The sequence below is a fragment of the Pedobacter sp. FW305-3-2-15-E-R2A2 genome (assembly GCF_038446955.1).
In the GTDB taxonomy this organism is placed as follows: domain Bacteria; phylum Bacteroidota; class Bacteroidia; order Sphingobacteriales; family Sphingobacteriaceae; genus Pedobacter.
On record NZ_CP151803.1, the window covers coordinates 6,705,565 to 6,729,408 of the forward strand.

Consider the following 23,844-nt stretch of genomic DNA (forward strand, 5'->3'; position numbering starts at 1 on the left):
AACCTTGATAATTATGAGCTTTATACTGAAGCCGGTAGATACCGTTGAAAATATTAGTCCTGAGGATTTCAAAAAAAATTATTTAGATCCCAGACGTCCTTTAATCATTAAGGGGCTGACTAAATCCTGGCCTGCCAGAGAGAAATGGACGACTGATTATTTAAAACAAATTGGCGGCGACATCAATGTGAGCCTGATGGACAATTCAAAAGCTGATCCCTCAAAGCCGATCAACTCCTCTGTTGCCACGATGCGTTTTGGTGATTACCTGGACCTGATCAAAAGAGAGCCTACAGAACTGCGTATATTTTTCTTCAACCTGTTTAAACATGTTCCTGATCTGATTAAGGACATCACCTTACCTAAAGACCTGATGGGCGGCTTTATCGAAAGCATGCCAGCCATGTTCTTCGGAGGATCGAATTCCGTTACCTTTTTACATTACGACATAGATTTACCTCACCTTTTCCACACCCATTTTGGAGGAAGAAAACACATCATCCTTTTCGATAACAAATGGAAAAAAAGATTGTATTGTATTCCAAATGCAACTTATGCCTTAGAGGATTATGATGTAGCAAACCCTGATTTCGAAAAATTCCCTGCTTTAAAAGGCGTGGAAGGATACGAAGTATTCTTAGAGCATGGGGATACCCTTTTCATGCCTACCGGTATGTGGCATTGGATGAAATACCTGGATGGTTCTTTCTCTTTAAGTTTAAGAGCATGGGACGCGTCTATCACCAGAAAAGCACAAAGTGTATTTAACCTTGCGGTAAAAGGAGGTCTGGACAGTGTATTGAAAATGGCTTTTAAAGCCCCTTATGCAAAATACAGAGAACGCCTGGCGATAAAAAGAGCAGAGAGAGCCTTAGCAAACGGCTCTCCCAAATAAGTTAACTGCTGTGGTCGGATACCACCAGCCATAGTCCTTTGACTTTTCTCAGGATTAAGGTAAAGTATCCCTGCGGTTCGTCTTTTTCTCTTTTCAGATGCCAGCCACCCAATACGGATGCCGCATCTTTTGATAAGAGTTCTACTTTCTTGATATTAAAGGTCAGGGTACCCATTGCACTTTTGTCGGGGTACCCTTTCTTATAATTATCCAGCGTTTGCTGCCATCCATAAGTGGGCCCGCTCTTTCCTACAAAAAGCAAACTGTCATTTTTCCAGTAGCCTTCCATGAATTTTTCCAGGTTTCCCTCATTCCAGGCAAGGCGTTGTTTCTCTAATACGGCGAGTATCGCTTGCTGATCTGCACTTTGTTGGGCCTTTCCACTAAGACCAAATCCTATAAACAGGATTAAAATTAATTTCTTCATATTGATTGATCTGGGTTCAATTGGCAATAAACACATTTTATGACCTGGATATCCCTCCGGAAACCACTAAAAATGTGCTGGTTGCTAAGCTAAATATAGGAAGGTATTTTTACAACTGGATAACATTACTAATACCTCAAACTTTTACCTTCGATATTCCGTTTATATATAAACACATGAGAGGTTTCCATTTTTCTAATTTTCAACCAGATGACTTGCCAAAAGGCGGTTTTGATGAATTGCTAAAGCTATTCACCCAACTGCTCAATTACACTGCCGGTGATGCGGGAGAAACCCTGGCATGGATGAACGAACTGGACAAGCAATACAAGTTCACGAATAACGATTATGGGATGGGCGACTTTATCGAGGATCTAAAAGATAAAGGCTATCTCAAGGAAAACCCTGCCAATGGCGATAGGAGCATCACCGCCAAGACAGAACAAACCATACGGCAGTCTGCGCTGGAAGAAATCTTTGGGAAGCTAAAGAAAGCAGGCAAAGGAAATCACAACAGCAATATCTCCGGTATTGGAGAGGAGAAGAATGCCGATAGAAGAGAGTATACTTTTGGAGACAGCCTCGACCAGATTGACATGACTGCCTCCATCCACAATGCACAGATCAACCATGGCATAGGAAACTTTACGCTTACCGAAAGAGACCTGGAAGTAGAAGAAAAGGATTATAAAACCCTCACCTCTACTGTGCTGATGATTGACATCTCCCACTCCATGATTCTCTATGGAGAAGACAGGATCACTCCTGCTAAAAAGGTAGCAATGGCCCTTGCAGAACTGATTAAAACCCGTTATCCAAAAGATACACTGGATATTGTGGTATTTGGAAACGATGCCTGGCCGATTACAGTAAAAGACCTGCCCTATCTACAGGTAGGCCCCTACCACACCAATACTTTTGCCGGACTGGAGCTGGCAGCAGACCTGTTGCGCCGTCGAAAAACACACAATAAGCAAATCTTTATGATCACCGATGGCAAGCCCACCTGCCTGAAGGAAAACGGACGCTATTATAAAAACAGCATGGGTCTAGACCGGAAAGTGATCAATAAAACACTGAACATGGCGGCACAGTGTAAACGACTGAACATCCCAATCACTACTTTTATGATTGCACAGGATCCCTATCTGCAGCAATTCGTACGGGAGTTTACGCAGATTAACGGCGGAAGGGCCTTCTATAGCTCCCTCACAGGCCTTGGAGAGTATATTTTTGAAGATTACATTAAGAACAGAAGAAAAACGGTTAGATAGACCAGCTCAACACGACGATACAACATGGATCACATCACGATAAAAACACTCGGACAGCTCAAAGCTTCCAACTATAAATCACTAGCCGTAAAGGACGAACTTCGTAAAAATCTGATCACCCAGCTTCGAAGTAATGAAGCAGGTTTTGAAGGCATCTTAGGATACGATGAAACCGTTATCCCTGAGCTTCAAACTGCCATCCTTTCCAGACATAATATTTTACTGCTGGGTTTAAGAGGACAGGCAAAAACACGGATTGCCCGTTTGATGGTCAACCTTTTGGACGAATACATTCCTTATGTTGCAGGAAGCGAAATCTTTGATGATCCATTGAACCCGATCTCCTGGTATGCAAAACATGAAATTTTAATTCATGGCGACGAGACCCCAATTAGCTGGCAGCACCGTAGCGAACGCTATACAGAGAAACTGGCCACACCTGACGTAACGGTTGCCGATTTAATTGGCGACGTAGATCCGATTAAGGCAGCGACACTGAAACTAACGTATAATGATGAAAGGGTAATTCACTTCGGGCTAATCCCAAGGGCACACCGCAGCATCTTCGTGATCAATGAACTTCCGGATCTGCAGGCACGCATCCAGGTTGCCCTGTTCAATATGCTTCAGGAAAAAGACATTCAGATCAGAGGATTTAAACTCCGCCTGCCATTGGATGTACAGTTTGTATTTACAGCAAACCCTGAGGATTATACCAACAGGGGATCTATTGTCACGCCATTAAAAGACAGGATAGAGAGTCAGATTCTGACCCATTACCCTAAAACAATTGCCATTTCCAGAAAAATCACTTTCCAGGAAGCAAAAATAAGCGAGGAGCAAAAAGCAGCTATCGAATCTGATGGATTGTTAAAAGACCTGGTGGAACAAGTGGCATTTGAAGCCCGTCAGAGTGAGTTCATAGATCAAAAGTCCGGAGTTTCCGCAAGGTTAACGATCTCTGCTTATGAAAACCTGATCAGCTCAGCGGAAAGAAGAATGCTCGTAAACAAAGAGAAAAACACCTTTGTAAGGTTGTCAGATCTGGTAGGGATTGTTCCGGCAATTACCGGGAAGATTGAATTGGTTTATGAAGGTGAGCTGGAAGGCCCGGCAAAAGTTGCCCATACCTTAATCGGAAAAGCAATCAAGTCGTTATTTAACCGTTATTTTCCAGATCCTGAAAAAGCAAAAAAGAGCAAATCTGCAAACCCATACCTAATTGTGACAGAATGGTTTACAGAAGGAAATACGCTGGACCTTTCCGACCGGTTAACTTTAGCTGCTTATAAAAAAGAACTGATGCAGGTGGCAGGACTGAATGAGTTGGTAAAACAGTTTCATCCTAAACTAAGTGCAAACCAGACCTTATTGATGATGGAATTTGTACTCCATGGACTGGCAGAATATTCACAGCTAAACAAGAAATATCTGGAGAGTGGCTTCGGCTTTTCAGATCTGTTCGATAGCTTGTTCAGTACCGGACCCGATGAAGAAGAAGATGACCTTGATTTCAGATAGAAAATCTGAGATCTCAAAGTATGATTAATAATAACCTTTAAAACCTGCGAATGGGCCGATTACCCGTCTTTATATTTTTATCTGTTTTACTGTTAGCATTCGATTATTATTGCTACCGTGCCATTCTGAGTGTATTCAAGAACTGGAAACCTCAAACAAGAAAGCTATTTACCCTGATCTGGTGGGGATATACCACTTTGCTGGTGATTGGTGTGTTCACCTCTTTCTATGCCAATTTGTTCCTAAGCATGAAATCAGTGATCCTGGTGGCTTATTTTTTAACGGTTGCCTGTAAGCTGGTAATGCTTCCTTTCTTAATAGTCGACGATCTGAGAAGGTTCATCATTAAGCTTTCCAGATCAGTAAAACCCTCATCCGGTCCGTTGGTTGACCCAACTATGCCGGAAACCATTACTCAGCCCTTACCCGGCGAACCAATCAGTCGTTCTTCATTCCTGGTTAAAGCGGGATTAATTACTGCTGCCATCCCCCTTACTTCTTTAACCTGGGGCATTGCCAAAGGCGCATACGACTATAAAGTAAAACGCCGGACCTTAATCCTACCGAACCTGCCTGCATCCTTTGAAGGAATGAAGCTGGGACAAATCTCAGATATCCATTCGGGAAGCTTCTATAACCCCAGAGCAGTACTTGGTGGTGTAGAAATGCTGCTTGCTGAAAAACCGGACCTGATCTTCTTCACCGGAGATATTGTGAACGACATGGCCACAGAAATGCGGGATTATCAGGATATTTTCAGCAAAGTAAAGGCTCCATTAGGCGTTTATTCTGTTCTTGGAAACCATGATTATGGAGAGTATCATTTCGGTAAAGGGCCATCCGCTGCGAAAGCAAAAAACCTTCAGGATGTCATCAAAACGCATCAGCTGATGGGCTGGGACCTGCTGATGAACGAACATCGCCGATTAAAGATAAATGGAGAAGAGATCGGAATCCTGGGTATCGAAAACTGGGGAACCGGGCGTTTTCCAAAATATGGAAGAATGGACCTGGCCACCAAAGATACAGACGACCTTCCTGTAAAATTATTACTTTCACACGATCCCTCACACTGGAGGGCAGAGGTACTGCCCAAGTATTCACAGATAGATGCGATGTTTAGCGGACACACCCATGGAATGCAGTTCGGAGTAAGAACAGAAGATTTTCAATGGAGTCCGGTACAGTACATTTATAAAGAATGGGCAGGCTTATATCAGGAAAAAAATCAGCAACTTTATGTAAATGTTGGATATGGCTTTCTGGGCTATCCGGGAAGGGTTGGAATTTTACCTGAAATAACGATATTTGAATTGAAACGCGCTTAGCTAATCTTTCTCCGGACATGGTAAAAAGAATACTATTTTCCAGCCTTGATTTTCTACTATTCAGCAATTTATTCATTGCGATCTGTGCAGTTGCCCAGGGGCTCCTGACTTATCATTTATTACAGGTACCGCCGAACAAGAACATTCTTGCGATCTTATTTTTTGGGACATTGGCCATCTATAATTTCAGTATGCTGATGTCTCATCCTAAAGATCCGGGCCACTCTCCTTATATAAGGGTACGCTGGATCTTTTCGCATCACCGGCTGATCATTTCCATCACACTGATCTCAGCGCTCTGCCTGATCCCCCTGGGATTACTATATCTAAGTATAGAAGCAAAGTTGTTGATGCTCTTTACGGGAGCAATAGCCGTTAGCTATAGCATCCCCTTCCTGATCTTAAATCATCAAAAGATCGGATTAAGGAATATACCGGGCATCAAACTCTTTCTGGTGGCGATCGTATGGGCCATCAGCTGCGTTTTATTGCCTATAGTGGAGGTAGAACACAGTTACCCGATCAACATCTCCACAGGCGAGACTTTACTGCTTGTAGGCAAACGTTTTTTATTCATCGCGGCAATCACGATTCCTTTTGATATCCGGGACCTCTTTCAGGACAAGCTATATGAACTGAAAATGATCCCGGTAATGTTCGGCGAAAAGAAAGCCTATATTTTCTGTCAGTTTTTACTTTTAGGCTACCTCGTTCTATTGCTATTGTTCAGCCAAACCGTCAATCTGGATGTCATCGCCCTAACCATTACCATCCTGCTCACAGGATGGCTCATATTTAAGTCCGGCATCCAAAAGAATGAATATTATTATTTCTTCTTCTTAGATGGTATAATGATTTTACAATACCTGCTCCTGTTATTGGTAAGTATTAGGTTTTAAGCAGGATTAAAACGGTACCCAACCCCTCTAACCGTTTGCAATAACTGAGGATTATCCGGATTAAGTTCTATTTTTTTACGCAGGCGTACAATGTGCATGTCCAGCGTCCTGGTATTTACATCTGAATTATATCCCCATACTTCCAGCATCAAAGCATCTCTGTTGATCACTTTATTAGGGTTTCTAAGAAAATAAAGCAAGATTCTGTTTTCCAGAATGGTCAGTTCAATTTTCTTTTCATTCCTGAATAAGGTATGGATATTAGGATGATGTTCCATATTGCCAAAACGGTGAATCTCTGAACGATCATTGTTTAGCAGAAACTTCACTTTATTCTCGAGCATAGCCACCAATACATCCATATTGAAGGGTTTGGTTACATAGTCGGAAACACCAAAGTTATAGGCATCAATCTTATCGATATCCTGCGCTTTTGCAGTCATCATAATGATCAGATTTTCAAATCCCTGTTTTCTCACTTCTTCGCAAACTTCTGAACCTTGTTTACCAGGCAGCATCCAGTCGAGCAATACGATATCCGGTTTTTCGCTTAGGATCAATTTTTCCGCAGCATCTCCATCTCCAGCTTCAATGATTTCATATCCTTCTGCTTTTAAGCGATGTACTACTAGAAACCTTAAGTTCTCATCGTCTTCAACTATTAATATTTTAATTTCCTTAGACATACTTTCTAATCATTATATGGTAGTACAATTTTAAATTCTGTTCCTTTATTCACCCTGCTCTTCACGGTAATCTCGCCCTTCATAAAGTTAACGAGTTCCTTACAGAAAGCCAAGCCAAGTCCAACGCTTCCATTCTGGTTGTATTGATTCTGGATGCGGAAAAACTTCTTAAAGATATTATTAATTTCGGAGGATGGGATTCCGATCCCATGATCCGTAAACCTAAACACCACTCTTCCTTTGATTAAGCGGGCACTGATGTGCAACTTTTTACGCTCCGATGGAGAATATTTATAGGCATTCTCCGCAAGGTTATCAAAAAGGCTTCCGAGAAGCACAGGATCAGTCACAAAAGTACTGAAACCGCTCACCTCATAGGTAAAGTCAAAATCAGGATGCTTCAGACGGTGAGACTCCACGGTACTTTCTATAAAATCTTCTATGTAAATCTCGTCTCTGTTTAATTGAATGGCCTTATTTTCAATCTGGGTGAAGGCCAGCAATTTATTCATTAATCCGTTCAGCTTATCCGCTTCTTCATCCAGGATCTTCCCATACAGCTTCAGCTCCCTGTCGGTAAGAACAGTAGCACTTTTTATGTTATTTCCTGCAATCTTGATGACACTTACGGGCGTCTTAAACTCATGCGTCAGGTTATTCACAAAATCGTATTGCAATTTAAACATCCGTTGATTGATGTTCAGGTTTCTGTAAATCAGAAAGGCAACCAGCACCACAATCCCATAAAAAACCAGGATTGCTAAGGCAATAGGTAAAAAATAACTGAGGATTTCCTTATCTACAAATGATTTGGAGGAGATAAAATAAAGCTTATAATCAGAAAAAGGTCCTGGAAGGGTAATCTCTGTACTGAGATAGGCTTGCGAAGTATCTAAAGGATCATAGGTCAGGGGTTGTATCTTGATAAACTGATACAGGAGGGGCCTGGAATTAATGATCTTAATCTTATAAGGATCCAGGTGGAAACACATCATGTCCTGCTGGTACACTGGCTGCGGATCGAGTACATTCCTCAACATTTTTTTATAAGCCTTCAATTCCTCCATCCTCGGAATATTGAGATAGGTGATCTTATTGGAACGGACATTACTGAAATTGCTGAAAAGTTCATCCTGATCCGGCACTTTAGTGGTATCCAGGCTTTCAATATACGAAGCCAGTTTCAACGCTAATCCGTTAAAATCATCTCCTACAATAAAATTCCTGGTATTCTCCCTGGAGAACAACAGCACGGAATCCTGTGGGATCAAACTTCCAAACTGATAAATATTTTTCGGTCCGAAGGAAAACTTCCCGGTGTTTAATCCGTCGCTTACAGGTGTATTCTTTACCTCGGAATCATAAAACACCACCTTGGAAACAAAGGGATATTCCAGTAATACCGTATCCACGAAGCTGGAGGCCGTAGCAGAATCCAGATAACCGTTATAATAAGAGACCTCTGGCAACTTCTTTTGAAAGAAATCATTATATGGTTTAATGCTTTGCTCCAATACATTGACCTTCTCTGATACAAACTCGTTCTCAATGAATTTTTTGCTGAAATTATAGGCCAGATATAAAGACAGGCAAAACAATACAGACATCAATGCGATGAAAGTAAGGATTAAGGAAAAATTCTTACGATAGCCTGTTTTTTTCTCTGAGATCATGAGATCCGAATTTACCTGTTTTTAAGATTAGTCTCTAAAAATTGTTCCAGGGTAGTATAGAACTGGTGTCTGCTTTCCTGATTTTTAGCCGGAAATACGATGCCTTCATTTTCCAGATAGGTTACATTCACATTTCTCTTTTTAAGATTTTTCACAAATTGCAGGGATTCGCCGGCATTCGTATTCTGATCCTTTACATTCTGACAAATGAATACCGGAATATTGATTCTATCGGTCTGGAATAAGGGGGAAGATTTTCGCATCTGATCCGCATCCGTTAGTGGATTTCCAACAATACCATAATAGAGCTGAAGGCTGGTTTTAAAATAAGGTGGAATAGATTTTAAATAGGCAAATAAGTTAATTACGCCAGAGTTAGAGGCAGCACAAGCATAAATACCAGGGCTCAGATAAGAGCAGTTCAAAGCAACATTACCACCAAATCCTGTTCCATAGATTCCTATTCTCCTCGGGTCTGCAATCTTTTTTTCAATGAGCCAGTTTACCCCATCGTTGATATCATCCTGGATCTTCCCACCCCATTGTTTAAATCCGGCAGACATAAAGGTCTTGCCATACCCTGAAGAACCACGGTAATTGATCTGAAATACAGCATATCCTCTGTTGGCCAAAAACTGAACCTCTGCATTATACCCCCATAAATCCCGGCTTACAGGACCGTCATGCGGCAATACCACAACTGGCAGGCTAACTGCTTTAACATGTAAAGGAAGGGTGAGATAGCCGTTAATTTTAGTTCCGTCTTTCGATTGAAAGCTAACCGCTTTCATTTCACTCATCTCTCCTTCCCGGATTGCGGAATTAAAATCACTTAATTTCTGTAGTTTTCTTTTGTCGGCAAAATAGAGGTAATAGGACCCAGGATTTCTGTCGGTAAAGGTCCTGATGACAAATACATTTTCTGCTTTATCACGGGATAGAATCTGGGTCTCCGTTTTAGGCAAGAGACGATCCAGGTCATCATAGATAATCTTAATAGAATCGTCAAGATAATGCTTCTCTTTCTTCCAGGTTTCGTAGGTCAGAAAAGACATCTTTTGTTTCTTCCTCGAATATTGAGCTTCCGTAATATTAAGGGTGTCATTTCCAAAAAGCACTTTCAACTCTTTCCCTGTATTACAATCCACTTCGACCAATGCACTTTTATCTCTGTTTACACTGGAAATGGCATAAATGATATTAGGACGGTCATGCTTGAAGGCCACAGGTTTAAAAGTAGTGATGAAATTATTGGTCATGATGGGCTTGAAGACCTGTCCTTCCTGCGCCCGGTATAACATCGTGGTCGTCCCACCATCTGTACTCACGGCCAGTCTTAATTTCCCTTCCGAGTCTGTTTTCCAATCTGTAATGTTCCCGGGATTTTTAGCTGCCATTTCCATGCTTCCATTTCTTACATTTAGCCGGTAAACATCAAAAACAGTAGAATCTCTCTTATTGGAAGAGACCAGCAAGAACTTATCATCAATCAACTGATCTTCCAAAACCCTCATTTTCCCCTGCTCATTTCTGCTCAATTGCCTTTCATTTACCCCTTCTTTATTGATGATAAAAATATCTGAACGACGTTTTGCCGCATCAATCTCTTTATAATAGATCAGGTCATTGTTGCTCACCCAGAAATAAAAAATAACGTTTTTGTCTTTCAGGTGGGTAATTTTCCTCGCCTTTCCGGTAGCAATATCCTCAATGTAAAGATTCAGACCTGAATCTTCCAGTTTAAGGTAAGAGATATTCAATCCATCAGGAGAGACACGATAAGTAATTTTATCCTGTGATTTAAAAAAATCATCAAGAGGAATAAGGCGTGCCTCCCCCTCCTTCTGCTGACAGGCAAAAGCAAGAGATATTAAAAACAGGAAAAAGTATCTTTTATATACAATCATATTATTTAATAGCCTGCAAAGCTACACAACGCTGCCTTTCTAAAAAGGCTATACACCAATATTGTTACTTTTATACTCCTTTATGTCTGGCGTATGATGTTGAATATAATTACTTTTTTGTGGTATGGGAATATAAATGAGTAACATTTAAAATACCAGCATGTATTAATCTTGTTCACTTAACACATAAATTAACCTTTAAATCGTTAATTTTAGGTTCCTGTACACTTTATCCCAATGAAACCATCAGCAGCATAGCCCTTGCAAAAAACAATGGACATGCTTAAGATAGCTTCATAACCGTTGAAAAACAATTATATGCTGATGAAAAAATTAATTTTATTCATTTCCTTTTGCCTCTCTGTTTTGTATTCTTCTGCTCAGGAGAGTGTAGACGATGCACTTGCTTATCAGTATTATCAGCAGGGACAGTTTCAGGAAGCTTCCATATTACTGGAAAAGCTCTTTAATAAAACAAACAGTGATACGTACTTTGAACTATATTTCACTTCGTTGTTAAAGATTAAGAAATTTGAGGAAGCAGAGAAACTGGTAAAAAAACTGATCAGACAGCATCCGAAAAAACCAGCATATAGCATCGCCCTTGGTCGTTTTTATCAGGAAAAAGGACAGATAGATGAAGCCAATAAGCAATACCTTCAAGCCATTAATAACCTTCCTGCCGAAGAGTATAAGATCCGGGAGCTGGCCAATAATTTTTATAACTTCCAGGCCTATGACCTGGCCATCACTACCTTTTTACAGGGAAGAAAGCTCATGAATGACACTAAGCCTTTCACCTTTGAGTTGCTGAGTATTTACCGCTATAAAAAAGACAAAAACATGCTGATTCAGGAATACCTGAATGCACTTCCTGAAATGCCTCAACTACTTCCCCAGGCAGAAAGCGTATTGTCTACCGTCTTTGAAGACAATTCCGATTACCAGCTTTTACAGTCTGCATTGCTAAAAAAGATTCAAAAGGAACCACAAACGGAAATCTATACCAAATTATTAATCTGGCAATACCTGCAGCAACAGGAATATGAAATGGCCCTGAGGCAACTGATTGCACAGGACAAACGGATTAAAGACGATGGCGCAATTCTTTATCAGGCTGCCAATACTTTCCTGAGCAACCAGGCTTATCCGGTAGCCATCAAAGCTTATGAATACCTGCTATTAAAAGGAAAAGAAAATGAATATTATCTACCGGCAAAGGTGGAGCTCGTCAATGCTAAATACCAATTGGTAATTACTGGAAAGTTTGAGAAAAATTCCATTACGGAACTGGCAGCAGCTTACCAATCCATCCTGGATGAATATGGCAAAACGCCGCAAACGGTTTTCGCGTTAAAAAAATGGGTAAATCTGCAGGCTTATTATCTGAACGATCTTGAAAAGGCCGAAAAGGGATTGGAAGAAGCACTTAAAATCCCTGGTCTTCCCAATGCAGAAACCGGACAGCTAAAGCTTGACCTGGGAGACATCTACATTTTAACACAACAACCCTGGGAAGCCATCCTGCTCTATGAACAGGTAGCCAAACAATTTGAAAATCAGGCCATCGGAAATGAGGCCAGATACCGCTCGGCAAGACTCTCCTTTTACCAGGGCAACTTTACTTATGCAAAATCACAGGCAGACATCCTGAAGGCCTCAACGTCACAACTGATTGCCAATGATGCTCTGAATCTGAGCCTTCTGATTTCAGACAATCTTCAATCGAGTACAGACAGTAGCGCTTTAAAAATGTATGCCGATGCAGAAATGCTTCAGTTCAGAAATCTTCCGGCGAAAGCCATGGTAAAACTGGACAGTATTCCCATCGCCTTTCCAAACAATAGTCTGCAGGATGACATCCTGATGGCAAAATCAAAGATCTTCATCAAAAATAATGAAATCAGTCAGGCGATTACTGTGTTGAAGGAGCTGACGGAGAAGCAACAGACGAGCATATGGGCAGATGACGCTTTGTTTACGCTTGCCGGACTTTATGAGACTAATCTAAAAGACAATGAGCAGGCAAAGGTATTGTACCAGAAGCTGATCAACGATTATCCAGGCAGCATGTATACCACTGAAGCACGTAAACGTTTTAGGAAACTTCGTGGAGATATTATTGGTACATAGTTCCTATCTTTGCCTCATGTTATTATACAATGTTACTTCAATAATTGAAGATGCCTCTGCCGACCGCTGGTTGCAGTGGATGCAGGAGTCTCACATTCCGGCAGTAATGTCCACAGGGAAATTTGTTTCTCAACGTTTACTTAAGGTACTGGATTCTCCAAATGAAGGGGTTACTTACTGTGCTCAATATGTAGTAGACAATATGGCCGATTACCTGGATTATCAGGCCAATCATGCCCCAGCCCTCCAGGCTGAAACAGCAGCGAACTTTGAAAATCAAGCAGTTTCTTTTCGCACACTGATGGAATATGTAATCTAATCCCTAATATGAATATAACAAAAACACCCATTGAAGGTCTACTGATCATAGAACCTAAAGTGTGGAAAGACAACCGTGGCTATTTTTACGAAAGTTTCAATGCGAAAACACTGGCAGAGGCAGGCATCAATGTCAACTTTGTTCAGGACAATCAATCTTTTTCTCAGAAAGGAGCCTTACGTGGCTTACATGCTCAAAAAGCCCCTTTTGATCAGGGTAAACTGGTCAGAGTGATCCAGGGGAAAGTGATGGACGTAGTAGTCGATATCAGAAAAGGATCTCCTACCTATGGCAATCACTACGATATTGAACTTAGCGGAGAGAACCACAGACAGCTTTGGGTTCCACCAGGATTTGTACATGGTTTTCTAACCCTGGAAGATGAAACCATTTTTACCTATAAAGTAAGCAACTACTACGATAAAGACTCAGAAATCGGGGTGATCTGGAACGATGCGGACCTGAACATTCAATGGAATAAAGTTATTTCTGAAAATGAGTTTATTCTTTCTGATAAGGATCAGATACTTCCCGCTTTTAAAGACTTCAACAGTCCTTTTTTATACGTTATAATAGTAAATTATTGTTTGATCAAATTGTACAGTTCATCCAGTTTAGGAGAAAGTACAATTTCTATTCTCCTGTTTTTGCTTCTGCCATCAGCTCCGGTATTTGGCGCCAGAGGCTGAAATTCACCTTTACCCGTTGCGGTCATACGTACGCCTTCTACTTTGCTCACCTCTGTCAGGTACCGAACTACTGAAGTCGAACGCAATACACTCAGGTCCCAATTGTCTTTAATCTGCCCAAGGTTGGTGATCTTCTGTGAATCTGTATGTCCTTCTACCGCAATATTGATTTCAGGTTGTTCCTTCAAAACACCTGCTAACTGGGCAAGTGCCAGCTTTCCTTTTTCATCGATAATAATACTACCGGAAGGAAACAACAGCTTATCCATAAGAGATACATATACTTTTCCATTTTTTATTTCTACGGTCAAACCACTCTTGGTAAAACCCAGTAAGGCTTGCTGTAGCTTTTCCTTCAACTGATTGGTGGCCTCATCCCGCTTACGCAATACCTCTTCTACTTCTTTTAATCGTTGCTCCCTCTTTTTAAGGTCCTGGGAAAGCTTACTAATCTCCGTAGAGCTATTATCCTTTAGCTTGGCATAGTTTCCATCCATTTCAGAATACTTTCCTCTCAGGTCGTTTAAAGTCGCGCTTAAACCTGTCGTGTCCTTTTTCAATCTTGCAATCAGCCCTTCCAGGTATTCTCCTTTAAGGTGTGCCTGCTCCAGGCCGGAACTCAGCGAATCCTGTTTAGCCAGTAAAGCTTTATACTTTTTGGGAGACAAAACTACACAGGCACTGAAAGCGGTTGCCAGTAATCCGGCAAATAAAAATAAAGCGGTTTTTTTCATCATAACTATTGCGCTACGGCATTTCTCAAAAATAATATAAAGGGATAGACACTTTCAAAAGCAATTTTCAATTGATCAACGATTCCGGCTTTCAGAAAATCTTCATCTTTCAAAGGATAAACGGCAATAAAGCTTTTCAATTTTAAAAGTTCTATCTGAGGATGATCGACTTCATATCCTTTAGGGGCGTTTTTCAGTTTATCATCCTGACTCAGTGTAAACGTATTTTTGAAGCTTTTAGCATTGATGATGTCCAGAAATTCAGAAGTATTGTAATCAATTTCTTCCCTGATCTTTTTAAGGACCGGAGCTTCGGGCATCCAGAAGCCTGCACCAAAAAAACATTGTCCGGGCTGGATATGAAGGTAATATCCTGGATCAGGAATTCCTTTTCCCTTCACATTAAAGGAAATTCCGTAATTGTTCTTGTAAGGGTCTTTGTTCTTGCTAAACCGTACGTCTCTGTAAATGCGAAGTAAACATTTTTTTGCTGGTGTGTCTATAGAAAATTCGGGGTCCACAGCAGCAAGTTTAGGAATTAGCTGATCCACAAAAGCCAATACATCTTCCTTTGCCGTTTCGTATCTGGCTTTATTTTCCGCAAACCATTCGCGGGTATTATTTTGAGCGACGTCGGTTATAAAAACGAGTGTTTCTGGTTTAATCATGGCTTATCGTAATAGGCGTTATACTTAACTTTTGGTGTTAGCCAATGTAATAAAATCACACGGGAATAGCGATAGTTAAATGGAGCCAAAATTAAACATCCCGAAAAAATGACGGTGATGTATAACCAAAAAGATTCAAATTCCAGCCAACCTCCTGATAAGATATAAGCGGCAACACCGAGTGAGATCATCTCTGCACAATTCATCGCATAGCTAACATACATTGCTGCATAAAAATAACCCGGTTCAATCTCAAAGCGAAATGCACAATGACTACAAACTGTATTTGTGCGCTGCAGGTTAAACCCATAGAGACTTCCGGTAAAGATATCGCCCCTGCGGCATTGTGGGCATTTCCCATGCACAAGTGTATACAACTTAGATGTTTTTTGCATATCTATCAAAAACCCGCAAAGAAGCAGGAAGGGTGAATTGAAACTTATTCCGAGATATTAAATACCTGGTCTGTATTTTTCTTACGGAACTTTACATACCATAAAATCCCCATCCCCGTAATTAACAGATAAGGGATGGCCAGAAGGTAGATAATGCCGGTATTAAGGCCCTTTCCTTGTGTATTTCCATTTTTAACACTTTGCTCAGCACTAACAGTACACATGGCGCATTGCGCACTGGCAGATGGCATATTGGAAGTAACCAATACCACCATAAAAAGGAAGACAAAAGCTATCTTTTTCATCCTGCAAATATAAGGAAAGAAGATTAGAGATCAGCGACTTGGTATTGTAAAAAATATCACATAAAAAAAGCCGGAAAACCTAAGTCTGCCGGCCTCAATTAAGGGGGGGAGCGCCAAAAAATATTAGTTCTTTATTAAATTACCTGAGAAATAAAACCCTGGTCTCTCAATGCTTTTAAACTGTCCCAGCCTTACATTGAAATAATCTAAGGTGAATTTATCTGCATTTAAAACATCAAATATTGGTTTTATAAAAGAAACCAGTAAACCTGCATTTCCATTATTTCCTGCAGGGATCTGCTGAAATTTATAGACATTGTTGGCATCCTTTGTATAGCTGAACGGGAAAGTAGCAATAAATGCCCTTCCTTCCTGCAACACAATACAGTCTAAGATCATCGTGTTATTTACAGGTTTGAATTTGAAAGTCATATTGGTTAATGTTAAACCATATGCAGCTTCACACAGTGCTTTAAAGGAATCCACCTTTAGCATAAAATCAGGACTTGCACCTTCCAATGGTACAGAAGTATCAATATCAAGGGTATTAAAACTTACACCCAATAAAGAATTCAGGTTAAACGGAGCGGTAGCGGAATTTTGGAAATCGTATCTTTTTCCTCCGACCTTAACATAAAAAGATTCCTTAACATTATCCCAGAACAATTCATTAAACGCCACGCCATTAAAAGAAACATATTCCTTTAGAAATAAACTGCTGTTCATATATCCGAATTGGGTAATAGGAGCAACAATCGAATTACTGTTGTCTTTATAAATCATTACAAAGCTTTTTGTATTTGGATCTATATTGCACTGAATCTGTTTTCCATCACCTAAATCAAGGTATTTAAAAGTGGGTTGAGAGACGTATTCCTGAGTAGCCTCATCCATTACCTCCAGGCCTTTTGCATTATAAGAGTCGTAATCCTCTTTACTTGCACGAACCAATACCAATGGGCTTTGGTTATATAGACCTGTAAGTTTTATCGTGTCGGTAGTAGCTGAAACGAACTTAAATTCAAAATCGGCATACCAACCTTGTCCCAGCTCCCCTCCTTCACTTAAAGAAGGAGTTGGGTCTTGAAGGATATGCAAATAAGAATAGGTATCAAACAATAAAGTAGGTTGCTGCAGGGCCTTCAGACGATAGCTGCTTTCCAGACTTTTGGTTTGTCCTTCCAGGTTAAAATCAGAGTACATCGTTACTCTGTTTTTATCATCAAATTTAAAGAAATGACCAAAACCGTAACCTTTACTTGGAAATACTACTGCTTTCCAACCATAGGCAGCACCGGCCAATTGAGTCTGATAAGCCGTAAGTGTTTCATTTAAACGTTCATCAACATTGCCCATAATAGGCTTTGTATCATCCTTCCTGCAGGACACAAAAACTGTAGTCAGCAGAAGAAAATATAATAAAAGATTTTTCATTGTGTTCATGTTAAAAAGATTGCAATGTGCCAAATAAGTAAGAAGTCGCATCAGTAGTCTTCACAAATCCTCCATAAAGATTTTTAGATTGAGGAACGATATCATCTACCCAACGAATATTGAACTTTTGATTGTTAAAATACGCAAGTAAAGGGATCACTGCTGCTTGTATAAAAGTTGCATTCCCATTCATTGCAACAGGATTGCTCAAAGTAGTTACTCCGCCAACTGTAGTCGCATCAAATAAGAAATTCCCTAAATACCCTTGGCCTAATGCTGCCGTTGGATCCATTAGATTCACGCTAAGTACAATTTTATCTGGCGCAATAAGCGTAAGAGAAATGTTATCCAGGTAATATCCCATATTTAACAACCCTGTGTTTCCGGCATTAAAAGCAGTCAGGAACTTCGGAGAAAGTCCGGTCAGTTTCTGTGGATTAATATTGATGGAATTCAACTCTTTATCAAATGCAACTACACTCGTCAGATCCGGTGTTGGATAAAGCTTCTCTATCGCTTCCTGAGTTTTTGCTTGCAATTGTGACAACTCGATACCATAAGCATCTTTTAAATAAGAAATTACAATCGCTTGTTTCCTGGTTAGTTTAGATCTGGAGTCATTGTTTCGCTCGTATAATCCTTTTCCATCTCTCTTAATAAAATTACCTGCCATAATGAACTGGTTATTCACCACATCGTTCATTCTTGCCTGTCCGTCAACCAGCATACTTGCCAGCATTTCCACAAAATCATCATCTTTATTAGATCTTGAGTAACTGGTAATAAATCCAAGTGCCTGAGCCTCCGCATCGTCAAAATTAAACCAGGTAGCCGTATAATCACCAGGAGTGATTCTCTGATAATCAGAGGTCACAGCAATGTTCTGATTCAAGATGTGGCCAAACTCATGATGAATGGTATGTAGCATTCTACGTACTTCAGGCTTGTTCTTAATGTCAAACTGATTCAGAACCATCAATACGATTTTTCTACCACCTTCAGCAGTCCCTAAAGTCATCGTTCCATTGCTGTTATAAGAAGGACTTCCCACAAGGAAGAACTGCTTTTGAGCATATTTCTTAAAAAATGCTTCTCCTTTAACCGCAACATAAGGCTCGATCCATACTTTCTTGATCGCGTCCATTACGGGAATCACCTTATCCTCTTTCACCGGAACTACGTCCTTTTCAATCTCTCCCAGTTCTGACCTGTCCCATTTGTATTTTACTTCTATGTTATAAGGTGTGGTATAATTGGTACTTAACCATTCATCCAAAGGCCCTTTAGCCCAGGTATCTCCTCCTAATCCTACCAGAGGAGTACTTAAATCGTCTTTTTTGCTACATGAGGCCAAAACCGCCAATGCAACCCCAAGAACCATTATCTTTCCAAAATTCTTTTTCATGATCATATCTAATTAAAATGATTAACGGGCGTTTTTCTCTAAACCTAAAGCAATCGCTTCCTGTGGCAATTGAATTACCCTTCTTGGATCGTTTGCACCAAGAGTGATCACTTCTCCTCCACTGATATAAGGATGCGTTATCGGTATTTTGAGACGGATGATATCAAACCAGCGAATTCCTTCATGCATATATTCCTGACGTTTAAAGTTCAGGATAGATCCAACCAAGGCATCTTTAACATCCATGCCCGGAAAAAATGCCATTGCTTTCGCTTCTGTGAATTTCATCGCCGTCGCACTGTAATTTACAATACGTTTCGACAGATAAGCATCCATATCGTTCACCGCTGCAGCGTTATCTCCCAACATAACGTTTGCTTCAGCACGGTTAAACAATACTTCTTCAGCGGTCAGCAAGGGGATCATGTTATAAAATTCTCCAAAGGAAGCATTGATCGTTTCCTTTACGATATGATTTCTAAATTTAGGAATGTTCAAGAAAAATTCTGTGCCACCAAATACTTTTGAACTGATTGCCAGCGCTCTTTTTATCGGATTATTTGCCGGATTAAAAATTTTCTGAACTTCTGAACTTAAAGAATAATTGTACTCCGCATAGCTGGTTCCCCAACTCGTTGCAGACTCCTGAATCAATAGATTTGCAGGTTCAGAAGAATTGGTATACAATGCCTGTAACTCGTAATATCCCAAAGCATTATAAGTGGTATTCCAAGGTCTTAGGCTGGCGGCAACGGTAGTTCCCGGAAATACAGCATTGGCATGATCCACTACTTTTAGGTAATCTTTTTTAAACAGGTAGAAACGAGTAGCAAACGCATGTGCGGCCTGAGTGGTAAAATGGTATTTAGGCACACGGTAAGTATTGTTTCTGATCAAAGGAATTCCCTCCTCCAGATCTTTCTCAATTTGCGCATACACCTCGGCAACAGTACCACGACGGTAGCTTCCTTCTACTGTTTTCTGAGGAGTAGTCACGTAAGGAATTCCAGGATCCGAAGCTGCAGTCGCAGGATCATAAGCTTTAGAGAAGAAGGTAACCAACATAAAATGAGAATAAGCCCTCGCAACCAATGCTTCACCTTTACTCGCCATATAGGCTTCTGTATTTCCTCCTTTTTCGATTGCTTCTAAAGCATAATTTGCAGCAGAGATCGCTTTATAGCAAGCATTCCAATAGTAAGGAGGAGTATCTGCCAGCTGTGCATCCACCTGATCTTCATACTTCCATGGCGATTCATTCGTGATGTCAATTGCATTACCCGACCTGTTACCTTTATCACCGGCATTATCACTCATCGCTTCAGCAAAAGGAATATAATTACCATGTGGATAAGCATTAGCCAACAATTCTGCAACTTTTACTGGTGTATTTAATTCTGATCTGTCATCTGGCTGGTGCTCCAGGAACTTCTTACAACCGGATAATGCTACCGTTGCAAGAACTGACATATATATAATTTGATTAATCTTTTTCATTTTCATTCTGGGTTAAATTAGAAACCAACTTTTAAAGAAAGGGTATATTGCTTAGGAATCGGTAAGGCCACACCACCAGAAGCAAAGAACTCAGGATCTTGTCCTTTTAGTTTTTTGTCTGAATAGATCAGCCAGAAATTATTTGCCACAACACCCAGTGAAGCGTTATTGGCACCGATGCTTTTTAACATTTTAGCGGGTAAAGCATAAGTCAGCGATAATTGCTTTAGACGAATGAATCCACCATCCGCAACCCTTGCAGAAGAATAGTTATAACTGTCGTACGGAAAAATACCTGGAAAACCGAGTACCGTAGATACATCAGGTATACCAGGAATATTAGTTCTGGTCTCATCACCTGGCAAAGTCCAACGGTCTTTAAATTCGTTAGGATGCGCATCAAGATCCGAATAAGAAGTAGAGAATGCAGGATTTAGCCTGATCTTGTTTCCGGCAGAAAACGTGAATAAAGAAGATAATGTAAATCCTTTATAACGAACCTGGTTAAAGAAGCCTCCGGTTAATTTCGGATCAGTAGGACCTTCATATTTAAGGTATTTCGTTACATCACTCTGAAGGTATACTTTATTGCTTCTTTCTCCTTTTTCGTTAATAAATTCCGGAACTCCGGTATCATGATTCAAACCAGTAAATTCGAGTGAATACAAACCACGGTACGGGAATCCTTCCTGAGGTCCACCATCGGCACCGATCAACTGAAAAATATTCTGTGGACTTTTTAAGCTGGTTACTTTATTATCATTATAACCAAAATTCAGGTTACTTCTCCATCCCCAGTCTTTGGTATCCACAATCTTTCCAGACAAGGTAAACTCGATACCTTTAGTTCTCATATCCGCATAATTCGCAGTCGTTAAAAACTGCCCGCCAATACCAGAAGTTCTCAATGGACTGATCAGGTCGAAACCATTTCTTTTGTATAAATCTACAGTCAGACTCAGCACATCCTTAAAAAAGCCAAAGTCAACTCCGATATTCGTTTCGTATTGTTTTTCCCAGGTAAGGTCGCGATTCTCAATATAATCGATATTCATCGTAGACTCTGTCTCATTACTATACGGGCGCAATGCAGCTCCATTTTTAAGTACCAAAGCAGAGTTTGTTGCACTACCCAAACTGGCAGTAAGACCATAAGTTGCACGTAAAGTTAAACGGCTGATCGTCTGCTGAGCTTTCATGAAGTCTTCAGTATCCACATTCCATGCTCCTGAAACGTTCCAGGTTGGCAGCCATCTCGCGGTAGCAGAAGTACCCAATTGATTGGAACCATCATATCTACCTGTAGCATTGAATGAATATTTTCCTTTGTAAGAATAAGCAGCTCTTGCCATGAATGCCGCAAAACGGTCATATTTATGACCCATGGTATAGTACGGCAGGTTATTTAAAGTTGCTTGTTTGATGATGTTAGGATCAAGGAAAGGAACCCCTCCTTTATCAAATTGGTAGCCATAACCGATATTACTTCTAAACTGACGATTTGCCATTCTCATTTCCTGGAAAGCGTACACGTTAATCAGGTGATCGTCGTTAATGGTATTGTTATACTCCAGAGAGTTTCTTACCATATAAGCTTTCAGGAAGTCGTCCGTAGTGTTGTAAAAACCACCATATGGCAATACAACAATCGGCTGCAATTCAGGATGCTCCGGATCACGGAAAAGGAAGCGGTTATTGTCCTGAATATAAGAATCGCCATTCGCACGATAGGCATTAGCCATATTCGAATTTTCTCTTACTTTATGCTCATTGCCACTTTTCACGTAACGCATCGAAGCAAGAAAATCATATTTAAAATGTTTGTTAAACTTGTAGCCCAAACCTCCCTGAAGTTTAAAATCAAGCAAACTTAGATCTAAAGTATTGTTGTCAAGCTCATTAAGGATATTGAAATCTGCAAAATTCCTTGTAAAGTTCTCTCTTTTTCCATTCTCATCAAACGCAGTAAGTGTTCTACTGGTATTCAGGGCATAACTGAAAGGATTGATGTCAAAATCACGTGAATACTTGCCTTCTACAGGATTACTCACACGACCAACCGTTCCCGGTGCTTTCTGATCTCTGATGGATCCTGTAGTAATGAAATTCACAGAAAGTTTATCCGATAAGATAAAGTTCGCATTCATATTAGCAGTATAACGCTCTACGCTATTCCCTCTAGCCCAACCATTATCATTCAAATAACTGGCAGAAAAATATAACTGTGATTTTTCAGTACCTGAAGACACACTTAGAGAGTGTTCCTGCAAAAATGAATTCTTAAACAAGGTATCAAACCAATCCGTATTTGCTTGAGCGTAACGCGTTAGAAAGCCATTTCTCGCTTCCGGAGTATTTGCCAGTCCAAACTGATTTGAAGTCGCATCATAAGTATTGATCAATTGATACATTTTAGTGAATACACCACCATCTGCTCTGCGTGAGGCAAGACTATGGTTTAACCATCCTTTACGTGCCATCTCAGAATACACAGACATCTGATCTGCTGAATTCATAATGTTATAGTCATTATAAGTCGGCTTCAAATAGGTAGAAAAGTTACCGGTATAAGAGATCAATGGTTTTCCGATACGTCCTTTTTTAGTCGTAATAACAACCACACCATTCATTGCTCTTGCTCCATATTGAGCAGTTGCAGCTGCATCTTTCAAAATATTAAAACTCTCAATATCATCCGCATTAATACCCGCAACAGAAGATCCGATTAATGTCGTTACATCTCCTGACGACAATTGCTCATTTGAAACATTTACAACATCTTCAAGAATAACTCCATCAACAACCCATAATGGCTTATTCTCACCAGTAATGGAAGTTGCCCCACGAACCCTGATTTTAGGTGCTGCACCAAATGTACCAGAAACGTTCTGAACAGAAACACCGGCTGCGCGACCTTCCAGCATACGACTCACATCGGTTATACCTTCCTGCTTAATGTCTGATCCTTTTAAACTGGTTGCCGCTCCGGTAAATAACTTTTTATTGATATTCTGATATCCTGTCGAAATCGTTACCTCTTTCAACTGGCTGATGTCCTCTTCCAGACTTACATCTATACTTGTCCTGGTTCCAACAGCAATTTCAACTGTTTTATAACCTATAGCAGTAAATACGATCGTTGCACCATCTTTCACCCTGATCTGGTATTCTCCGTTTCCATTTGTCGAAACACCATTAGAAACTCCTTTTTCACGGACACTAACTCCCGGTAACAATTCATTATCCTTAGCTGCCCGTACAGATCCCTTTACAACGACATCTCTGCTGGCTTTGGACTCAATAAGTTTTTTTAAGATTACCTGTTTTCCAACGATATTGTAATTGATTCCTTTTACTTTCAGTGGTTCCAGATCTGTTCTTATAGAAACCAATTTTACAGGAACATCAATACTCATTTCTTTATTGATTTGAGCTGCATCGTAAACGAAACTCACCTGATAAGCGTTTTCTATTGTCTTTAGATAGTTATCTAATCTCTCTGTCTTAATTGCGCTTCCTTGCAGTTCATCAGCCTTGGCAAATGAAAAACAAAAGAACGTGAAGAATAACATAGCCCCAAGGCCATACTTCAATCTCCGCAATTTTCTTTGGTAGTTTTTCTCCATAAATTAATTGTTGATTGGTTTTAAAGTTG

The 23,844-nt window shown here is 40.3% G+C and carries 20 protein-coding genes; 8 read left to right on the forward strand and 12 right to left on the reverse strand.

Features of this window, described 5'->3' with window-relative positions; translation table 11 throughout:
* The first annotated feature begins 13 nt into the window (after positions 1-13).
* Positions 14-895: a cupin-like domain-containing protein gene (locus AAFF35_RS27245; RefSeq protein ID WP_124581658.1), complete on the forward strand. Its 882-nt coding sequence runs from the start codon at positions 14-16 to the stop codon at positions 893-895.
* A 1-nt stretch (position 896) separates the two neighbouring features.
* Here AAFF35_RS27245 and AAFF35_RS27250 read toward each other — a convergent pair whose 3' ends face one another.
* Positions 897-1,322: a DUF4440 domain-containing protein gene (locus AAFF35_RS27250; RefSeq protein WP_342329626.1), complete on the reverse strand. Its 426-nt coding sequence runs from the start codon at positions 1,320-1,322 to the stop codon at positions 897-899.
* Between the two features lie 176 nt (positions 1,323-1,498).
* Here AAFF35_RS27250 and AAFF35_RS27255 point away from each other — a divergent pair, with 176 nt between their 5' ends.
* The 4 genes from AAFF35_RS27255 to AAFF35_RS27270 are packed head-to-tail and all read left to right on the forward strand — an operon-like array spanning position 1,499 to position 6,344.
* The gene (locus tag AAFF35_RS27255; protein WP_342333380.1) at positions 1,499-2,596 is read left to right on the forward strand and encodes a VWA domain-containing protein; all 1,098 of its coding nucleotides are present in this window, start codon (positions 1,499-1,501) and stop codon (positions 2,594-2,596) included.
* Between the two features lie 24 nt (positions 2,597-2,620).
* Positions 2,621-4,117, forward strand: coding sequence for a sigma 54-interacting transcriptional regulator (locus tag AAFF35_RS27260; RefSeq protein WP_342329627.1), 1,497 nt, complete (start codon positions 2,621-2,623; stop codon positions 4,115-4,117).
* 50 nt (positions 4,118-4,167) lie between these two features.
* On the forward strand, positions 4,168-5,445 hold the full coding sequence (locus AAFF35_RS27265; RefSeq protein ID WP_342329628.1) for a metallophosphoesterase: 1,278 nt from the start codon (positions 4,168-4,170) through the stop codon (positions 5,443-5,445).
* A 17-nt stretch (positions 5,446-5,462) separates the two neighbouring features.
* The gene (locus AAFF35_RS27270) at positions 5,463-6,344 is read left to right on the forward strand and encodes a hypothetical protein (RefSeq protein WP_342329629.1); all 882 of its coding nucleotides are present in this window, start codon (positions 5,463-5,465) and stop codon (positions 6,342-6,344) included.
* On the opposite strand, the gene AAFF35_RS27275 is transcribed toward AAFF35_RS27270, so the two are convergent.
* The 3 genes from AAFF35_RS27275 to AAFF35_RS27285 are packed head-to-tail and all read right to left on the reverse strand — an operon-like array spanning position 6,341 to position 10,610.
* Positions 6,341-7,030: a response regulator transcription factor gene (locus AAFF35_RS27275; protein WP_074611729.1), complete on the reverse strand. Its 690-nt coding sequence runs from the start codon at positions 7,028-7,030 to the stop codon at positions 6,341-6,343. The two genes, AAFF35_RS27270 and AAFF35_RS27275, sit on opposite strands and share 4 nt — an antisense overlap.
* Positions 7,031-7,035: 5 nt before the next feature.
* Complete coding sequence (locus tag AAFF35_RS27280) at positions 7,036-8,703, reverse strand: HAMP domain-containing sensor histidine kinase (protein WP_342329630.1); 1,668 nt, start codon at positions 8,701-8,703, stop codon at positions 7,036-7,038.
* A gap of 11 nt (positions 8,704-8,714) precedes the next feature.
* The gene (locus AAFF35_RS27285) at positions 8,715-10,610 is read right to left on the reverse strand and encodes a prolyl oligopeptidase family serine peptidase (protein WP_342329631.1); all 1,896 of its coding nucleotides are present in this window, start codon (positions 10,608-10,610) and stop codon (positions 8,715-8,717) included.
* Positions 10,611-10,934: 324 nt separating this feature from the next.
* On the opposite strand from AAFF35_RS27285, the gene AAFF35_RS27290 reads away from it, so the two are divergent.
* From AAFF35_RS27290 to rfbC, 3 genes are read left to right on the forward strand one after another with little or no spacing between them, the layout of a single operon-like run.
* The gene (locus AAFF35_RS27290; protein WP_342329632.1) at positions 10,935-12,743 is read left to right on the forward strand and encodes a tetratricopeptide repeat protein; all 1,809 of its coding nucleotides are present in this window, start codon (positions 10,935-10,937) and stop codon (positions 12,741-12,743) included.
* 16 nt (positions 12,744-12,759) lie between these two features.
* Positions 12,760-13,062 carry a DUF4286 family protein gene (locus AAFF35_RS27295; RefSeq protein WP_342329633.1) on the forward strand — a complete coding sequence of 101 codons (303 nt, stop codon included), beginning with the start codon at positions 12,760-12,762 and terminating at the stop codon, positions 13,060-13,062.
* Between the two features lie 8 nt (positions 13,063-13,070).
* Complete coding sequence (gene rfbC / locus AAFF35_RS27300; protein WP_342329634.1) at positions 13,071-13,751, forward strand: dTDP-4-dehydrorhamnose 3,5-epimerase; 681 nt, start codon at positions 13,071-13,073, stop codon at positions 13,749-13,751.
* Here rfbC and AAFF35_RS27305 read toward each other — a convergent pair.
* From AAFF35_RS27305 to AAFF35_RS27340, 8 genes are all read right to left on the reverse strand, one after another.
* Positions 13,643-14,485, reverse strand: a complete 843-nt coding sequence (locus tag AAFF35_RS27305) for a flagellar motor protein MotB (protein WP_342333381.1) — start codon at positions 14,483-14,485, stop codon at positions 13,643-13,645. The genes rfbC and AAFF35_RS27305 overlap by 109 nt on opposite strands.
* A gap of 5 nt (positions 14,486-14,490) precedes the next feature.
* Positions 14,491-15,153, reverse strand: a complete 663-nt coding sequence (locus tag AAFF35_RS27310) for a DUF2461 domain-containing protein (protein WP_342329635.1) — start codon at positions 15,151-15,153, stop codon at positions 14,491-14,493.
* Complete coding sequence (locus AAFF35_RS27315; RefSeq protein WP_342329636.1) at positions 15,150-15,548, reverse strand: DUF983 domain-containing protein; 399 nt, start codon at positions 15,546-15,548, stop codon at positions 15,150-15,152. The genes AAFF35_RS27310 and AAFF35_RS27315 overlap by 4 nt, the downstream gene beginning before the upstream one ends.
* A 44-nt stretch (positions 15,549-15,592) precedes the next feature.
* Positions 15,593-15,853, reverse strand: a complete 261-nt coding sequence (locus tag AAFF35_RS27320) for a hypothetical protein (protein ID WP_342329637.1) — start codon at positions 15,851-15,853, stop codon at positions 15,593-15,595.
* Positions 15,854-15,976: 123 nt separating this feature from the next.
* Positions 15,977-17,287: a DUF4302 domain-containing protein gene (locus tag AAFF35_RS27325; RefSeq protein ID WP_342329638.1), complete on the reverse strand. Its 1,311-nt coding sequence runs from the start codon at positions 17,285-17,287 to the stop codon at positions 15,977-15,979.
* 10 nt (positions 17,288-17,297) lie between these two features.
* The gene (locus AAFF35_RS27330) at positions 17,298-18,692 is read right to left on the reverse strand and encodes a putative zinc-binding metallopeptidase (protein ID WP_342329639.1); all 1,395 of its coding nucleotides are present in this window, start codon (positions 18,690-18,692) and stop codon (positions 17,298-17,300) included.
* A 21-nt stretch (positions 18,693-18,713) separates the two neighbouring features.
* Positions 18,714-20,162, reverse strand: coding sequence for a RagB/SusD family nutrient uptake outer membrane protein (locus AAFF35_RS27335; protein ID WP_342329640.1), 1,449 nt, complete (start codon positions 20,160-20,162; stop codon positions 18,714-18,716).
* A 44-nt stretch (positions 20,163-20,206) separates the two neighbouring features.
* A complete protein-coding gene (locus AAFF35_RS27340) occupies positions 20,207-23,815 on the reverse strand; it encodes a SusC/RagA family TonB-linked outer membrane protein (protein WP_342329641.1) in 3,609 nt (1,202 codons plus the stop codon).
* Positions 23,816-23,844 lie beyond the last annotated feature (29 nt).